The 15,908-nt window shown below is 68.7% G+C and carries 15 protein-coding genes; 5 read left to right on the top strand and 10 right to left on the bottom strand.

Features of this window, described 5'->3' with window-relative positions:
• Nucleotides 1-48: 48 nt before the first annotated feature.
• Nucleotides 49-3,498, bottom strand: a complete 3,450-nt coding sequence (locus tag PTQ19_RS14350) for a S8 family serine peptidase (protein ID WP_274367825.1) — start codon at nt 3,496-3,498, stop codon at nt 49-51.
• A 147-nt stretch (nt 3,499-3,645) separates the two neighbouring features.
• Nucleotides 3,646-4,182, bottom strand: coding sequence for a YbhB/YbcL family Raf kinase inhibitor-like protein (locus tag PTQ19_RS14345; RefSeq protein ID WP_274367824.1), 537 nt, complete (start codon nt 4,180-4,182; stop codon nt 3,646-3,648).
• Nucleotides 4,183-4,257: 75 nt separating this feature from the next.
• Here PTQ19_RS14345 and pyrE point away from each other — a divergent pair, with 75 nt between their 5' ends.
• Entirely contained in the window at nt 4,258-4,818 is a 561-nt protein-coding gene (pyrE, locus tag PTQ19_RS14340) for an orotate phosphoribosyltransferase (protein WP_274367823.1), read from the top strand.
• A 42-nt stretch (nt 4,819-4,860) separates the two neighbouring features.
• Here the strand turns inward: pyrE and PTQ19_RS14335 are convergent, their stop codons facing one another.
• Genes PTQ19_RS14335 through PTQ19_RS14310 form a run of 6 tightly spaced genes read right to left on the bottom strand, consistent with a single transcriptional unit; the run spans nt 4,861 to nt 8,606 of the window.
• Nucleotides 4,861-5,025 (bottom strand): hypothetical protein, encoded by a 165-nt coding sequence (locus PTQ19_RS14335; RefSeq protein WP_179409749.1) that lies wholly within the window; start codon nt 5,023-5,025, stop codon nt 4,861-4,863.
• A 23-nt stretch (nt 5,026-5,048) separates the two neighbouring features.
• The gene (locus tag PTQ19_RS14330) at nt 5,049-5,681 is read right to left on the bottom strand and encodes a metal-dependent transcriptional regulator (RefSeq protein WP_274367822.1); all 633 of its coding nucleotides are present in this window, start codon (nt 5,679-5,681) and stop codon (nt 5,049-5,051) included.
• A 3-nt stretch (nt 5,682-5,684) separates the two neighbouring features.
• Nucleotides 5,685-6,014, bottom strand: a complete 330-nt coding sequence (locus tag PTQ19_RS14325; protein WP_206551017.1) for a hypothetical protein — start codon at nt 6,012-6,014, stop codon at nt 5,685-5,687.
• 29 nt (nt 6,015-6,043) lie between these two features.
• A complete protein-coding gene (locus PTQ19_RS14320; protein ID WP_274367821.1) occupies nt 6,044-6,913 on the bottom strand; it encodes a metal ABC transporter permease in 870 nt (289 codons plus the stop codon).
• Nucleotides 6,910-7,665 carry a metal ABC transporter ATP-binding protein gene (locus PTQ19_RS14315; RefSeq protein WP_274367820.1) on the bottom strand — a complete coding sequence of 252 codons (756 nt, stop codon included), beginning with the start codon at nt 7,663-7,665 and terminating at the stop codon, nt 6,910-6,912. The genes PTQ19_RS14320 and PTQ19_RS14315 overlap by 4 nt, the downstream gene beginning before the upstream one ends.
• The gene (locus PTQ19_RS14310; RefSeq protein WP_274367819.1) at nt 7,662-8,606 is read right to left on the bottom strand and encodes a metal ABC transporter substrate-binding protein; all 945 of its coding nucleotides are present in this window, start codon (nt 8,604-8,606) and stop codon (nt 7,662-7,664) included. Before PTQ19_RS14310 ends, PTQ19_RS14315 begins: the two co-directional genes overlap by 4 nt.
• Before the next feature lie 78 nt (nt 8,607-8,684).
• On the opposite strand from PTQ19_RS14310, the gene PTQ19_RS14305 reads away from it, so the two are divergent.
• Nucleotides 8,685-9,311: a TrmH family RNA methyltransferase gene (locus PTQ19_RS14305; RefSeq protein ID WP_274367818.1), complete on the top strand. Its 627-nt coding sequence runs from the start codon at nt 8,685-8,687 to the stop codon at nt 9,309-9,311.
• Nucleotides 9,312-9,396: 85 nt separating this feature from the next.
• Here the strand turns inward: PTQ19_RS14305 and PTQ19_RS14300 are convergent, their stop codons facing one another.
• On the bottom strand, nt 9,397-9,552 hold the full coding sequence (locus tag PTQ19_RS14300) for a hypothetical protein (protein ID WP_274367817.1): 156 nt from the start codon (nt 9,550-9,552) through the stop codon (nt 9,397-9,399).
• A 183-nt stretch (nt 9,553-9,735) separates the two neighbouring features.
• On the opposite strand from PTQ19_RS14300, the gene PTQ19_RS14295 reads away from it, so the two are divergent.
• Nucleotides 9,736-11,451 (top strand): acyl-CoA dehydrogenase, encoded by a 1,716-nt coding sequence (locus PTQ19_RS14295; protein WP_274367816.1) that lies wholly within the window; start codon nt 9,736-9,738, stop codon nt 11,449-11,451.
• 375 nt (nt 11,452-11,826) lie between these two features.
• Here the strand turns inward: PTQ19_RS14295 and PTQ19_RS14290 are convergent, their stop codons facing one another.
• Nucleotides 11,827-13,161: an MATE family efflux transporter gene (locus tag PTQ19_RS14290; protein ID WP_425313130.1), complete on the bottom strand. Its 1,335-nt coding sequence runs from the start codon at nt 13,159-13,161 to the stop codon at nt 11,827-11,829.
• Between the two features lie 93 nt (nt 13,162-13,254).
• Between PTQ19_RS14290 and PTQ19_RS14285 the strand changes: the two genes are divergently transcribed.
• Both PTQ19_RS14285 and PTQ19_RS14280 read left to right on the top strand, forming a co-directional pair.
• On the top strand, nt 13,255-13,824 hold the full coding sequence (locus PTQ19_RS14285; RefSeq protein ID WP_274367814.1) for a DUF1992 domain-containing protein: 570 nt from the start codon (nt 13,255-13,257) through the stop codon (nt 13,822-13,824).
• Between the two features lie 54 nt (nt 13,825-13,878).
• Complete coding sequence (locus tag PTQ19_RS14280; protein ID WP_274367813.1) at nt 13,879-15,843, top strand: M13 family metallopeptidase; 1,965 nt, start codon at nt 13,879-13,881, stop codon at nt 15,841-15,843.
• Nucleotides 15,844-15,908: the final 65 nt, after the last annotated feature.

Genomic DNA, 15,908 nt, shown 5'->3' with positions numbered 1-15,908 from the left:
GGGGCGGATGCTGCAGCATCCGCCCCCCCTGAGTCTTGCGATCGCGGTCTACTCGACGACGATCGGCGTGCGCGCCGTCGGGGTCGTGCGCAGCGCGTCGGACGAGAGGGTGGCCACAGCTCCCCATTCGCCCTTCGCCTGAGCCCGCACCGAGTACTCCAGCGTCACCGTGCCACCCGCGGTCGGCGGCGTCGTGCCGACGGCGAAGCCCTCGTCGGCCGACGGCAGACCGTCGAGCACTGCGGCACTGGTGCCGTTGCGGTTCTCGGCCGCGGTGGCCGCCGCCGTGGCGTCATCGGCCGCGCCGTCCTGTCCATAGGTGAACCACACGCCCTCCGTGGCTCCGGTCTGGAGCCACGTCTGCATGGTGTTGGTCGCATTGCCCGAGTAGGTCGGCACCTCTGCCCAGTCGACGACGATCCAGCTATTGCCATCGCCGTCGCCGAGAACGCCTACGCGCACGCCTCCGCTGCCGGATGTCTGCGACGGATCGAGATCCGTCCACAGCGGCGCGAGCACGTTGTTCGGCGCAGCCGGGTCGGGCATCGGCCGGGGCTGGTACCAGATATCGGCATCCGTACCGCCGCCGATCACGAGGTACCCGTTCGACACCACACCGATGCGGGTATAGGTCTCGCCGCCGAAGAGGAACGGGGGAACGTTGAAGTTCACGATGTCCTCGTCGCCGATACCGACCGGGCTGATGCCGAAGAGCGACAGCGGCAGGTAGCCGTCGCCCGGACCGAGATCAGCAGTGAACCCGGTGATCTGCGGCGCCACGGCGGCGCCGAGCGTGCCGCTCCAGCTGGCCGTGTTGCCCTTCTTGCGCAGCGGGTCCTCAACCGACTCGACCTTCAGCTTGCCGTCCGCGGCCACCTCGATCGTGGCCTCAACCTCGACCGGCAGGAAGTTCGACGCGGTCACCGTGCAGTCGGCCACCTCGCGCGGGCTGAGCGTCGTCGGCGTGCAGCTCTGCGTCAGGTTGATACCGGCATCGACGGCATTCGCAGCAACCGGGATCACCAGCGCATCGCCCTTGCGCGGCGTGAGAGTCACCTGACCCTCATGCCACCCGTCCGAGGCGCCGATCGTGTTGATCGTGACCGTGATCTCGCGCGACTGCCCGCTCGGGATCGTCAGCGTCTTCGGTGAGACCGTGATGTCGAACTCACCATCGGTGCTGGCCGCGGTGCGGAAGACCTGCGTCTGCCCGCTCACGTTCGTCACCGTACGGGTCGTCGTCACCGCGCCGGGCAGCGGATCGGCGTTGATGCTCGGCAGGTTCAGATCGATGCGGGTCTTGGCGTCCGCGGCGCTCGCCGCGAAGGCCTCGGCCGACTCGCTGATCGTCGCCAGCGGCGCGATGGCGCGGTCCGCGCGGATCGAGCCCGCGCCGCGGTCGAACACACCGGCATCCGAACCGTCCACGTTGACCACGTCCTGCACCGACGACGTCATCAGCGCCGACTTGATCTGCCCCGGCGTCCAATCGGGGTGTGCGGCCACGAGCAGCGCCGAGACGCCCGCCGCGTGCGGTGCCGACATCGAGGTGCCGGCGATCGCCTGGTACAGCTCGCCCGTGGGCCCACCGTCGATGCCGATCGGCGTCGGCGTGTGCCCGGCGATCACCTGCACGCCGGGTGCGGTGATGTCGGGCTTGAGGAACGGGCCGATCGGTCCGCGCGAGCTGAAGCCGGCCATCACGTCACCCGGGGCGACGTTCGCGGTCCCCTGCGCCCACGTGGCGGTGACGCCGGCGTGCTCGCTGATGAACGACACGATGTCGTCGTTGGGGCCCTCCAACTGGATCGCCGGCAGGAAGTGGTTGTCGGTCTGCAGATCCATCGGCTCGGGGTTCGCCAGGATCATGCCCGCCGCGCCGCCCTGCAGCACGTTGTAGCCCTTCGCGATACGACCGACCTCGCCGCGCATGCACAGTACGACCTGGTCGGTGACCGAATCGGCCGGCATCGGCTGGGTGCACAGCGCATCCTCGTAGCCCGCGACATCGGCCGCCAGCACGACCGGCACATCGCTCACACCCTGCGTGATCGTCGTGCCCTCCTTGACGAGGGTCTCGCCGTCGGTCGAGGCCAGCACCAGAGCCGAGCCGAACGCGCGGTCGGAGGTTGAGGCGCCGACCGTGGTCGTCCACGGGCTGGCGTGGTTGGCCGTCGCTGCTCCCGGTCCCGAGTTGCCGGCCGAGGAGTTGACGGCGATGCCTGCCGCGAACGCGTCGAGGAACGCCAGCTCCGTCGAGTCGTACGGGTCGGCGCTGCCACTGATCGAGTAGTTGATCACGTCGACACCGTCGAGCACGGCCTGACCGATCGAGGCGACCAGGTCGCCCTCGTAGCCACCGGCCGGACCGAGCGCGCGGTACGCGATGACCGAGGCACCGGGGGCGACACCACTGAACGGTCCGCGTTCGATGCCCAGGATCTCGGCCGACTCGACGTTGGCACCCACCGCGGTGGTCGCCGTGTGCGTGCCATGGCCCTCAGCGTCACGCGCCGAGCACAGCGTGCCGTCGCAGTACGCGTCGGCGCCGGCCGCGCCCGAGGTGGACTGGTAAACGTCGAGCATGGCGTAGGCGCCGATGAGCTTGTTGTTGCAGTCGAACTCGTCGCCGACCGTGCCGTCGCCGAACTCGCACGCCCAGGGCCCGCCGTCAGGCACACCCAGGCCGTTGTCGATCAGCATCGGATGCTCGGGCCAGATGCCGGTGTCGATCACGCCGACGATCACGCCCTCGCCGGCGCGATCGCGACCACCCAGGCTCGGCCATACGGCGTCGGCGCCGATGAACGTCGTCGCGTCGTTGTCGGGAGCCGGGGTCGTCTCGGGCAGTTCGGCAGCATCCGCCAAGTCCGAGGTGACCGTCAGTGGAACCGAGATCGTCCCCGTCGTGAGCGATGATGCGTCGACCGAACCGGTCGTCTGACGCAGCTCATTGGACTGCACCGCGGCGATCGACCCCAGCTTCAGCACGTCCTTGGCGCTCTTGGCGGGGATCATGGCCGAGAAACCGCCGTACACCGTCACATAGTCCGAGATCAGCGTCGCCGAGCCGATCAGCCCGGTGACCTCTTTCTTGGCATCGGCGATGGCCTTGGTGACGTACTCGGTGTAGGCGTCGATGGCGGCGCTGCCCTCGGCGATCGGAACACCGGTGACCTCGGGGCTCGTCGCGGCGTAGCCGTCGATCGAGCCGGTGTACGAGGCGACGGGGTCGACGTCGACCTTCACCATGACGGCGACCTGGTCGGCATCCGAGCGCTTGAGAAGCTCGTCGTCGTTGGTGGCCAGGCGACCAGAGGCGGACTTGGCGTTGTTGCTGAAACTGTTGTCCGGTGTCAACGGCGTCGCGCTGAAGCGTCCCGTGTCGTCGTCGCCATCCTCTGCGACGGCCGGGGCGACGCCACCGGCCATCAGAAGGGCGGTCGTCGCCGCGGCCACCGCCCAGATCCGATTACTTCGTCCGTTCGAACTGCGCATTTCACTCCCTTGTGAGGCTGCTGTGGCGAGCCCCGGTCGGGTTCGTCACGTTCGCCCCGAACGGTATCGGGAGAGACGGTGGATGCGCTACGGCTTGTCGCGTCCGCTCGAGCGCCGATAGACTGCGCCGTTCAGCGGAGGGCATGTTCAGCGCTCGGCGGGGTCGCCCGTGCCGATCAGGATGCCGCGGGCCAGCGTGTGGAAGTGACGGTTGAAGCCGAGCACGCCCGGCGTCGAACCCGCCTCGAGGTCGAGGCGCTCGACATCGAGGGCATCCACCACGAAGAAGTAGCGGTGCACACCGGTGCCGACCGGTGGAGCGGCGCCGATGTAGCGCTCCAGGCGCGCTTCGTTGGGCAGCACGACGGCGCCGGCGGGCAGACTCTGCGCCGTGCCGTCGCCGCTCTCGAGGGAGCGCAGATCGGCGGGCAGGTTGTATGCCGCCCAGTGCCAGAAGCCCGAACCGGTCGGGGCGTCCGGGTCGAAGCACGAGATGGCGAAGCTGAGGGTGCCGGCCGGCGGCTGCGACCACTCCAACGTCGGATGCCGGTCTTCGCCGGCGCGCTCCGATGACCAGGCGAAACCGGGTAGCGCCCCGCCGGGCGCGAAGTCCGGACTGTGCAGCTCGAGCGGCGCGACGGGGCGCAGCTCGGCGAGGGCGGCGTAGGGGTCGTACGAGAACATGTGTGGCCTCCTTCTTCCACCGTAGGACAGCATCCGGCATCCGGGATCGGGCGCACGCCGAATAGACTGGATGCCGTGACCGAACTCGAATCCGACCGCCAGGCCCTGCTCGATCTGATCACGGCCGAGGCCGTTTTCCACGGTGACTTCACGCTCTCCAGTGGCAAGAAGGCGACGTACTACGTCGACATGCGCAAGCTCACCCTCGACCACCGGGCCGCTCCCGCCATCGGTCGGATCATGCTCGACCTCATCGCCGACCTCGACGTCGAGGCGGTCGGCGGGCTCACGCTCGGTGCCGACCCGATCGCGAACTCGGTGATGCACGCCTCGGTGGCCACCGAACGTCCGCTCGACGCGTTCGTCGTGCGCAAGGAGCCCAAGGACCACGGCCGCGGTCGTCAGATCGAGGGCGCCGACGTCGCCGGCAAGCGCGTCGTGGTGCTCGAAGACACCTCCACCACGGGGCAGTCGGCGCTGAAGGCCGTTGAGGTTCTGCGCCGCGAGGGTGCCGAGGTTGTTGCGGTCGCCGTGATCGTCGATCGCAAGACCGGCGCGCAGGCCGCCATCGAGGCCGAGGGCCTGCAGTGGCTGGCCGCCTACGACCTCGACGACCTGGGGCTCGACCCGCAGTAGCGCGCGCCGCGGCGGCGCGCGCCGCCTCACGATCGGATGCTGTCAGCTGCGGGGCCCGCGGTGACGGTCGTCGTCATCCCAGGGGCCCTCGTACCACTCGCCGCGGTTGTCGCGCTTGTCGCGGCGCAGCAGACGGAACGAGAACAGCGCGAGCGTGGTCAGCCCAATGCTGATCAGCACCAGGAACAGCAGGTCGTCCTGAGTCATGTGAGTCAGCCTACGTTCCGTGCCTATGCGCTCAGCCAGATCGCCTCTGCCGCGCCCTCGGGCAGAGCATGGCGGATGCCGTCGAGCACGACCCCATCGGTATCCACGCTGGCGACCGCGCCGACGGCGACGCCGATCCCCTCGAGCCGCTGCAGCAGTTCCGGGTCGCGGTCGCTGACCCGCAGCACCCGACCGCGGTGCCCGGCGGGTGCGTCGGCGAGCAGCACGAAGGGTTCGCGGTCGACGTTCCCCTCAGCATCCGGGATCGCATCGCCGTGCGGATCGAACCGCGGGCGACCGAGGCGCTGATCGATGGCATCCAGCATCCGATCACTGATCGTGTGCTCAAGCACCTCGGCTTCGTCGTGCACCTCGTGCCAGGCGTAGTCGAACTCGCGCACGAGCCACGTCTCGATCAGCCGATGGCGGCGCAGCATCTGCAGGGCGCGGGCGCGTCCGGCATCCGTCAGTCGTACCGCGCCGTAGGGAACGTGCGAGACGAGGTCGGCCGCGGCCAGCTTCTTGACCATCTCGGTCACGCTCGACGGGGCGATGCCCAGTTTCGCCGCCAGTTGCGAGGGCGTGATCGGCGCATCCTGCCACTCGGTGTGCGAGTAGACGGTCTTCAGGTAGTCGTCGTACGCGGGGGATGCCATGGCTCAGCCGCCCAGTGCCGCCAACAGGCGGAACGCCTCGCCGCCGGCGAAGAACAGAATGGCGAAGCCGGCCATCGCGGCCAGCAGTGACAGGCGACCGTCGTAGTCCTCGACGCCGCGGGTGCCGATGGCACGGGCGCGGAACGCGAGGAACAGTGTCATCGCACCGAGAGCCAACTGCACCCAGGGGCCACCAGCCGGCAGCAGGTGGGGCCAGGCGATCAGCACGACACCGAGTGCCCCGGCACCCAGCGCGAACCAGGTGCTCAGACGCATCGCCCGGCGGGCCTCGGAATCGTCGCGCGACGGCTTGCTGGATCGTGCTGAGGGCATACGTCGAGCCTAGTCGCGGTGGATGCGCGTCATGCGCCGACGGGTTCGGATGCCCGGTGCCGGCGCAGCTGTCGGCCGATCACTCCCTGCCTCGGGCTGAACAGATAGACGAGCGCGAACACCGCCCCCTGAACCAGCACGACCAGGCCGCCGGGCGAGGCGTCCAGCCAGTAGCTGAGGTAGATGCCGATGACCGAGGCTGAGGCTGACAGGATCGGGGCGATCAGCAGCATCGTGCCGAATCGGTCGGTCAGCAGATGAGCGGTGGCGCCGGGGATGATCAGCATCGCCACGACCAGGATCACACCGACCACCTGCAGGGCGACGACCGCGGTGAGGGCGAGCATGCCCAGCAGCAGGGCCCCGAGCAGGCGGGGTGACAGCCCGATCGCGAACGCGTGCGCGGGGTCGAACGCGAACAGGGTCAGATCGCGGCGCTTGAGCATCAGTACGACGAACGCGATCGCCGCGAGCACGCCCACCTGCACGAGGTCATCCGCCGTGACGCCGAGAATGTTGCCGAAGATGATGTGGTTCAAATCGGTCTGACTCGGTGTGACCGAGATCAGCACCAGCCCGAGGGCGAACAGGGTGGTGAAGACGATGCCGATCGCGGCGTCCTCCTTGACGCGACTGGTGCCGCGCAGCAGTCCGATCAGGCCGACGGCGAGGAATCCGAACACCAGCGCCCCGAGGGCGAACGGCGCCCCCACGATGTAGGCGAGCACGACACCGGGCAGTACGGCGTGCGAGACCGCATCGCCCATCAGCGACCAGCCGATCAGTACCAGCCAGCACGACAGGATCGCGCACACGACGGCGGCGATCACCGTGGTGGCCAGGGCGCGCACCATGAACTCGTACTGCAAGGGCTCCAGCAGCAGGTCGATCGGGGTCATGAGTCGTCCCTTTCCAACACGTCGAGGCCGAAGGCGCTCGCGAGGTTCTGCGGCGCGAGAGCCGTGCGCACGTCGTCGTGGAAGATCACCCGGTGGCGCAGCAGCACCGCCTCGTCGGCCAGCGCAGGTAGAGCATGCAGATCGTGCGTCGACACCAGCACCGTGCGCCCCTCGGCTGCGACATCGCGCAGCAGGCGCACGATCATGGCCTCGGAGCGCTTGTCGACGCCGGCGAACGGTTCGTCGAGCAGCAGGATGTCGGCGCCCTGCGCGAGTCCGCGCGCCATGAACGCGCGCTTGCGCTGCCCACCCGAGAGTCGACCGATCTGGCGGTCGGCGAGATCCGCCAGCTCGACGCGGTCGAGCGCCGCGTCGACCGCTGCGTGGTCGACGCGCCTCGGCCGACGCGTCAGTCCGAGCCCGCCGTAGCGCCCCATCATGACGACATCGCGCACCGACACCGGAAAGGCCCAATCGACCTCCTCGCTCTGCGGGATGTATCCGATCAGGCGCCGCCGCCGCGCCTCGGCGGGAGTGCGGCCGCCGACGCGCACCGTTCCGTGCGAGGGGCGGATGCTCCCCGTGAGCGTCTTGAACAGCGTGGACTTGCCGGCCCCGTTCATACCCACCAGGCCCGTCACGCGTCCGGCCGGGATCGTCAGAGAGACGTCGTCGAGGGCGCGCACGTCGCCGTAGCGCACCGACACACCGTGCACCGCGATCGCGGGTTCTTCGGCGGGAACGGCGCTCATGGCGTGTCACCGCGCAGCGCCGTGGTGATCGTGTCGACGTCGTGCCGCAGCAGGTCGAGGTAGGTCGGCACCGGCCCACCGGCTTCGGAGAGCGAGTCGACGTAGAGGACGCCCCCGAACGTGGCATCCGTCGCCTCGACCACCTGCTGCATGGGCTTGTCAGACACGGTCGACTCGCAGAACACGGCGGGAACCTCATCGCGTCGCACTGCCTCGATCGCCGCAGTGATCTGCTGCGGTGTCGCCTGCTGTTCGGCGTTGACGGGCCAGATGTAGATCTCGGTGAGGCCGGCGTCGCGCGCAAGGTACGAGAAGGCGCCCTCGCACGTGACCAGCGCCCGCTGCTGCTCGGGAATGGTCTGCAGCTCGGTGACCAGCTGATCGTACACCTGCTGCAGCTCGCTCTTGTAGGCCTCGCCATTCGCCGTGAAGTCGGCCGCATGCTCGGGCGAGAGGTCGCTGAAGGCCTCGACCATGTTGTCGACATAGATCTGCACGTTGAGCGGGCTCATCCAGGCGTGCGGATTGGGCTTGCCGGCGTACGCGTCGGCGGCGATGTCGATCGGCTCGATGCCGTCCGAGACGACCACGTGCGGCACGTCGACGTTGTCGACGAACTGCGCGAACCAGGCCTCCAGGCCCAGCCCGTTGTCGATGATGAGGTCGACGTCGGTTGCCTTCGCGACGTCACGCGGCGTGGGTTCGTAGCCGTGGATCTCGGCCCCGATCTTGGTGATCGATTCGACCGCGAGATGGTCGCCGGCGACGTGCTGCGCGATATCGGCGAGCACGGTGAACGTCGTCAGCACGGTCGGTCGCTCATCGGCAGGCTCTTGCCCTGCGGGGGCGCCGGAGTCGGGGGCGCACGCGGACAGCGTCACGGCGAGTACCAGGGCGGCACCTGTGGCGCCCGCGCGGAGGAGAGAACTGGTTTTAGGCACACCGAAAGATTAGCCGGTTTTCGGTGCGCCTAAAAGTGTGGGCCGCTCGTTTGCGCCTGGGCCGGATACGCTGACGGGATGGACGAGCAGACCCCCGAGCACACCACACACGGGGTCGGCCCCTATCCCGGCGGGCGCGAGGCCTGGCCCACCGAAGAGCACTTCGACCCGGAGCTGCTCGAGCACGGCGACACCCGCAACGTGATCGACCGCTACCGCTACTGGCGTATGGAGGCGATCGTCGCCGACCTCGACACCAAGCGCCACGCGTTCCACGTCGCGATCGAGAACTGGCAGCACGACATGAACATCGGCTCGATCGTGCGCAGCGCTAACGCGTTCCTCGCCGACACCGTGCACATCATCGGCCGTCGCCGCTGGAACAAGCGCGGCGCGATGGTCACCGACCGATACCAGCATGTCGTCCACCATCCGGATGTGGCGTCGTTCGCCGACTGGGCGGCCGCCGAAGGCATCCCGATCCTCGCCGTCGACAATGTCGGCGAGGCCGTTCCGGTCGACAAGGCTGAACTGCCCGAGCGGTGCGTGCTGCTGTTCGGGCAGGAGGGGCCGGGGCTCTCGGATGAAGCGCTCGCGGCAGCATCCGCGCACATCGAGATCACGCAGTACGGATCGACGCGCTCGATCAACGCCAGCGCGGCCGGTGCGGTCGTGATGTACGAATGGTGCCGGCGCTACGCCTGAACCGCATGAGACCCGGTCAGTCGCGCTGGGTGCCGAAGGTGTGCTTCATCAGGGCGTTGACGTCGTTGTCGAGTCGGTCGATGCGCTAATGCACCCCGTCAAACCCGGATCGCATCTCGGTGCGCACTGAGCCGATCTCGGTGCGTACCACGCGCACGAACATCGTCGACATGAGCGTCAGCATGCCGAACAGTCCGGCGGCGAACACGCCGATCAGCGTCCAGACCTGGGGTTCCGTCATCGTCAGCACCTCTCCATCATCACCCGTTTCGATCGAGGATGCCAGGGGTCGCCGACCTCGGAGTCCCGAAGGCTCACCGTCTGGGGAAAACGGTCGCAATCGGCGGAATGTGTAGGGCATCACTAGCCGCTGAGACGCAGTCTCGCGTACACTGACTCTCAGTCTCAGTGATTGGAGTGCACGATGGCATCCGACTACACCCCGCCGGTCGACGACTACACCTTCCTCTTCGGAGAGGCTTTCGGGCTCGACCTGCCCGCGCGCGCGACCGACGGCGCCTTCAGCGCCGACGACGCCGCCGAGATCATCGCGGGCGCCGGTGAGTTCGCCGCATCCGTGCTCGCGCCCCTCGAGACCGTCGGAGACCGCGAAGGCGCGCGCCTCGAAGACGGCCAGGTGACCCTCCCGGCCGGATTCGCCGAGGCGTACCGCGCGTTCGTCGACGCCGGGTGGATCACCGCCGAAGCGCCCGAGTCTGCCGGCGGCGACGGGCTGCCCGGATCGATCCGCGCAGGGCTCGGCGAACTGTGGAACGGCTCCAACGCCGCCTTCGCACTGTGCTGGCTGCTGACAGCGGGTCAGATCCATGCGCTTGACGCCGTGGCATCCGATGAGATCCGTGCCACGTACCTCACCAAGCTCGTCTCGGGCGAGTGGACCGGCACGATGAACCTCACCGAACCCGACGCCGGCACCGACCTGGGCGCGATCCGCACCATGGCGACGCCGCGCGCCGACGGCTCGTGGGGCATCAGCGGGCAGAAGATCTTCATCACCTGGGGCGACCACGACGTCGCCGAGAACATCGTGCACCTCGTGCTCGCGCGCACCCCGGATGCCCCCGAGGGTGCCAAGGGTCTGTCGCTGTTCGTCGTGCCGAAGTTCCTGCCCGAGGCCGATGGCACTCCGGGCGCCCGCAACACCGTGACGACTGTCGCGCTCGAGCACAAGCTCGGCATCCACGGCAGCCCCACCTGTGTGCTCGCGTACGAAGACGCCACCGGGTACCTCGTGGGCGAGGTCGGCGGGGGGCTCGCCGGCATGTTCGTGATGATGAACTCCGCTCGCGCTGGCATGGGCTTCCAGGCCACCGGCATCTCGGACCGCGCCTACCAGCAGGCCGTCGCCTACGCCGAGGACCGCCTGCAGGGCGCCGTGATGGACCGACCGGCGGGCACGAAGATCGCCGAGCACCCCGACGTGCGGCGCCTGCTGCTGTCGATGCAGAGCCGCATCTTCGCGATGCGCGCACTGGGCGTGTACCTCGGTGACCTGTTCGACCGTGCCGAGACCGCTGGCACCGGCGCTCTCGCCGAGTTCCTCGTGCCGATCCTGAAGGGCTGGGCCACTGAGGACGCCGTGGCGATCACCAGCGACGCGATCCAGGTACATGGCGGCATGGGCTTCATCGAAGAGACCGGCGTCGCCCAGCACTACCGGGATGCCCGCATCATGCCCATCTACGAGGGCACGACGGCGATCCAGTCGAACGACCTGATCGGTCGCAAGCTGATCCGCAACGGCGGAGCGACCGCCGAAGCGCTGTTCGCCGAGATGGCCGCAACCGTCGAGACACTGCGCGGTCTGGGCGACCCGGTCGCGACGCGCACGGCCGACCGCCTCGACCGTGCGATCGCCGCGGCGCGTGCTGCGACGGGCTCGCTGCTCGGCTTCGGCATGACGCGAGACGCCTACGGCGTCAGCGTGCCGTATCTGATGCTGCTGGGCACCCTCGCCGGCGGATGGATGCACGCGCTCGCGGTCGTCGCCGTGCTCGCGCACGAGACAGCGGATGCCACCGACCGGGCCCGCCTGGTCAGCGCCGACTTCTACGGTGCACACCACCTGCCGCGCGTGCACATGCTGGCCGAGACGGTCGCCGCGGGCGAGGTCGCCTGACGCCCGCTCCGCGCCCGCTCCTGGCGCTGCCTCCCGCTCCCACCCGCCGACACCCCTACTTCTCGCCGAGACCCCTACCTGCGGACGCCCACAGCTAGGGGTCTCGGCGCAAGGTGGGGGTGTCGGCGACGGTGCGCGGGAGTGATTGCGGCGCCGGGCGCTCTGGTGCGTACCCACGTGGCATGCCGCTGGGGTGGATTGTTCGATGCTCCGTTCGAACTTCGCACTTCTCCACCGCTCTCCACCGGTCTGTGCACAGGCAGGCAGCGCGTTTCGCACAAGTTATCCACCTAGTTATCCACAGGTGGATAACTCAGTCGGCGTTTCGACCGAGTCTCGGCGCCGGCCGCTGCCGGTCAGCGGGGCTGACCCGATTCAGGCATCCACTTTCGTCCAGGCGTCGGTGCGTACGCGCCAGCTGAGGGTGCCGAGTCTGGCCAGCAGGTAGACGCCGAAGAAAGCGACCGCGAGCCAGACCAGCCCTGCGGCACCGTCGACGCCGGTGGCGGCGATGATCCAGAGCGCCGGCAGGAAGGGCACGAGGTTGAGCACGCCGACGATCGCCAGGTAGCGGGCGTCGTTCGCCCCCATGAGTACCCCGTCGAGTACGAACACGACGCCGGCGATCGGCTGGGCGATGGCGAGCACGATGAGGGCGGGCTGTATGAGTGCGGCCACCTCTGCATCCCCCGTGAACAGCAGACCGATCACCGGCGACGATGCGGCGATGATGACGCCCACGAGCACTCCGAACCACGCGCCCCACGCAACGGTGCGGCGCAGTACGCGGTGCACCTGGTCGAGGTCGCCGGCGCCGAGACCCTTGCCGACGAGCGCCTGCGCGGCGATCGCCAGCGCGTCGAGCGCGAAGGCCGCGGTCGAGAAGATGGTGAACGCGATCTGCCACCCCGCGAGCTCCTGCGTGCCGATGCCGGTAGCGACCCCGACGGTCACCAACAGCGCCACACGCAGACTGACCGTGCGCAGGAACAGCCAGCCGCTGGAACGAGCAGTCACGCCGAGGCCACCGCGTTGGGCCCGGACAGATGCCCCGTGCCGCACGGCCAGGCGCCGGATGACGAGGGCGTACGCGGCGACCATGCCCCATTGCGCGACGACCGTGCCGAAGGCCGAGCCGGCGATGCCCCAGCCGAGCCCGTAGATGAACACCCAGTTCAGGCCGGCGTTGGCCGCGAAGCCGAGCCCGGCGATCCACAGCGGGGTCATGGTGTCTTGCATGCCGCGCAGCAGACCAGTCGCGGCGAACACGATGAGCATCGCGGGCAGGCCCCACATCGAGATGCCGAGGTAGGCGCGCGCTTCGCCGGCGACCGCATCGGTGGCGCCGAACAGGTCGACCGCCCCCGGCGTCAGCAGCGATCCGACGATGGCGAGCAGCGCACCGAGCGCCAGGGCGAGCCACATGCCGTCGATGCCGACCGACACGGCGTCTCCGGGCCTGCCGGCGCCGAAACGCCGTGCGACGGCGGGAGTGGTCGAGTAGGCGAGGAAGACCATGAGCCCGACGATCGTCTGCAGCACGGCGCTGGCGATGCCGAGCCCCGCCAGCGGCACGATGCCGAGGTGCCCGACCATCGCGGCGTCGATGATGAGAAACAGCGGCTCGGCGACGAGTGCACCGAGCGCGGGTACTGCGAGTCGCAAGATCTCGCGGTTCAGCGTCGCGGGCGGGGGAGTGGATGCCACCATTCGACCCTATGGTGTGGTGCAGACATCTTCTGATGCCACCCGCGCCTGCTCGCCGCTTGACGACGTACCCTGGTGGCACCGGAGGTGATGGCCATGTCGGACGCGATGGGAGAGGCGGCTCGGTACCGCGCCCACCAGGCGGTCGGTGAGGCGCCGGAGGCGGATGCCGACACGCCGCCGCCCATGACGCTGAACGCTCAGAACAAGGCGGAGTTCGTCGAGACCGCGATCCAGATCGCGATCCGGCAGGGGCAGTTCGATGACCTGCCTGGTGCGGGCAAGCCGCTGGAGGGGCTGGGCACGCATCATGATCCCGACTGGTGGATCCGTCGCAAGATCGAGACCGAGAACCTGTCGGGGCTGGGGCCGCCCGCGCTGATGCTGCGCGTGGAGGACCGTGGGCTCGCCGACGATCTCGATCGGCTCACCAACGAGCAGGACGTGCGTGACGTTGTCGAGGACTTCAACCGCCGTGTCATCGATGCGCGCCGGCAACTCAACGGCGGCCCGCCGGTCGTCACGCGCACGCGCGACGTCGACGCCGAGATCTCGGCCTGGCGGGAGCGCCGTGAGGCCGCACGGGCCGCCGAGACGCAGGCGGCGAGGGCGGATGCTGCGAACGAGCCTCGACGACGACGCCGCCGACTCTTCCGACGCCGGTGACGAGCCGAAACGGACCTGCCGCTCGTGTCGGCCCCGGCGCATAGGGTGGATGCCATGACAGACGTTCTGCCCTCCGGTCTCGCCGTCTCCGAGTTCAACCACGACATTCGTCCGCAGGACGACCTCTACCGTCACGTGAACGGCACGTGGCTGGAGGCCGCCGAGATCCCCGCCGACAAGGCACGCTGGGGATCGTTCCACATGCTGGCCGAGCAGGCCGAGAAAGATGTGCACGCGATCGTCGAGGAATCGCAGTCGGCCGAGCCCGGCACGCTTGCCCGCAAGGTCGGCGACCTGTTCACCAGCTTCATGGACACCGAGCGCATCGCGGCCCTCGGTACGGCACCGCTTGCCGAGCAGCTGGCCAAGGTCGACGCGATCGACAGCATTCCCGCATTCCTCGCCACGGTCGGGGCTTTCGATCGCGACGGCGTCGCCGCGCTGATCGGCGTTTTCGTCGAGCCCGACCCCGGCAACCCCGAGCGGTACGTGCCGTTCGCCGTTCAGGCCGGTCTGTCGTTGCCCGATGAGAGCTACTACCGCCTGGAGAACTTCGAGGGAACCCGGGCCGCCTACCGGGCGCACCTCGAGCGGCTGCTGAACCTGGCATCCGTCGCCGATGCTGCGGGCACCGCAGACCGGGCGTTCGCGCTCGAACACGAGATCGCCGGTCACCACTGGGACAACGTCGCATCGCGCGACGCCGTGAAGACCTACAACCTCAAGACGTGGGGCGAGTTCGAACAGCTCGTCGGCGTCGATCTCTCGCCGTGGCGCGACGCGGTCGCCGAGGTGAACCCGGCGGCGTTCGATGAGCTCGTCGTCTTCCAGCCCAGCTTCTTCGAGGGGCTCGGCGCGCTGCTCACCGACGCGCGACTCGAGGACTGGAAGGCCTGGCTGCGCGCGAAGGTCGTGCACGGCGTCGCCGCGTACCTGACCGACGAGTTCGTCGACGAGAACTTCTCGTTCTACGGCACCGAGCTGACCGGCACCCCGAGCATCCGCGAGCGCTGGAAGCGGGGCGTGTCACTCGTCGAGGGCGCTCTCGGCGATGCCGTCGGGCGGATCTACGTCGAGCGGCACTTCCCGGCCGAGTCGAAGGCCGCGATGGACGAGCTGGTCGCCAACCTCATCGAGGCCTACCGCCAGAGCATCGAGACGCTCGAGTGGATGAGCCCTGAGACGCGTGAGAAGGCGCTCGCCAAGCTCGCGACCTTCCGACCGAAGATCGGCCACCCCGACGTGTGGCGCGACTATGACGCCGTCGAAATCGCTGCCGACGACCTGATCGGCAACGCGCGCCGAGCGACCCGGTTCGAGCACGACCGCCAGATCTCGAAGGTCGGCAAGCCGATCGATCGCGACGAGTGGTTCATGCCGCCGCAGATGGTCAACGCCTACTACAACCCGCTGATGAACGAGATCGTGTTCCCGGCGGCGATCCTGCAGTACCCGTTCTTCGATCCCAACCGCGATGCGGCCGCGAACTACGGCGGGATCGGTTCGGTGATCGGTCACGAGATCGGGCACGGCTTCGACGACCAGGGCAGCCGCTACGACGGCGACGGGCGTCTGCAGGACTGGTGGACCGACGCGGATCGCGCGGCGTTCGAGGAGCGCACCAAGGCTCTGATCGCCCAGTACGACGCTCTTACCCCGCTGGGCCTCGATGACGAGCACAAGGTCAACGGCGCCCTCACGATCGGTGAGAACATCGGCGATCTGGGTGGGCTCGGCATCGCACTGAAGGCCTACGAGCTGTCGTTGCAGGGTGGGGAAGACGTTGTGATCGACGGGTACACCGGCGTACAGCGGTTGCTGTTGAGTTGGGCGCAGGTGTGGCAGCAGAAGAGCCGCGACGCCGAGACGATCCGCCTGCTGACGATCGACCCGCACTCGCCGAACGAGTTCCGTTGCAACCAGATCCTCAGCAATGTCGACGCGTTCTACACGGCGTTCGAGGTCTCCGAGGGCGACGCCCTCTACCTGCCCGAACAGCAGCGCGTCACGATCTGGTGACGTGCTGTAGAGGGGCACGGGGGAGCGGACTACGATGAGCACTACGGCTGGAACCGCCGCCGGGG

This window comes from Microbacterium esteraromaticum (assembly GCF_028747645.1).
Classification (GTDB): Bacteria; Actinomycetota; Actinomycetes; order Actinomycetales; family Microbacteriaceae; genus Microbacterium; species Microbacterium esteraromaticum_C.
The sequence above is the reverse complement of the archived record's forward strand: the minus strand, read 5'-3'. Positions and strand labels throughout refer to the sequence as shown.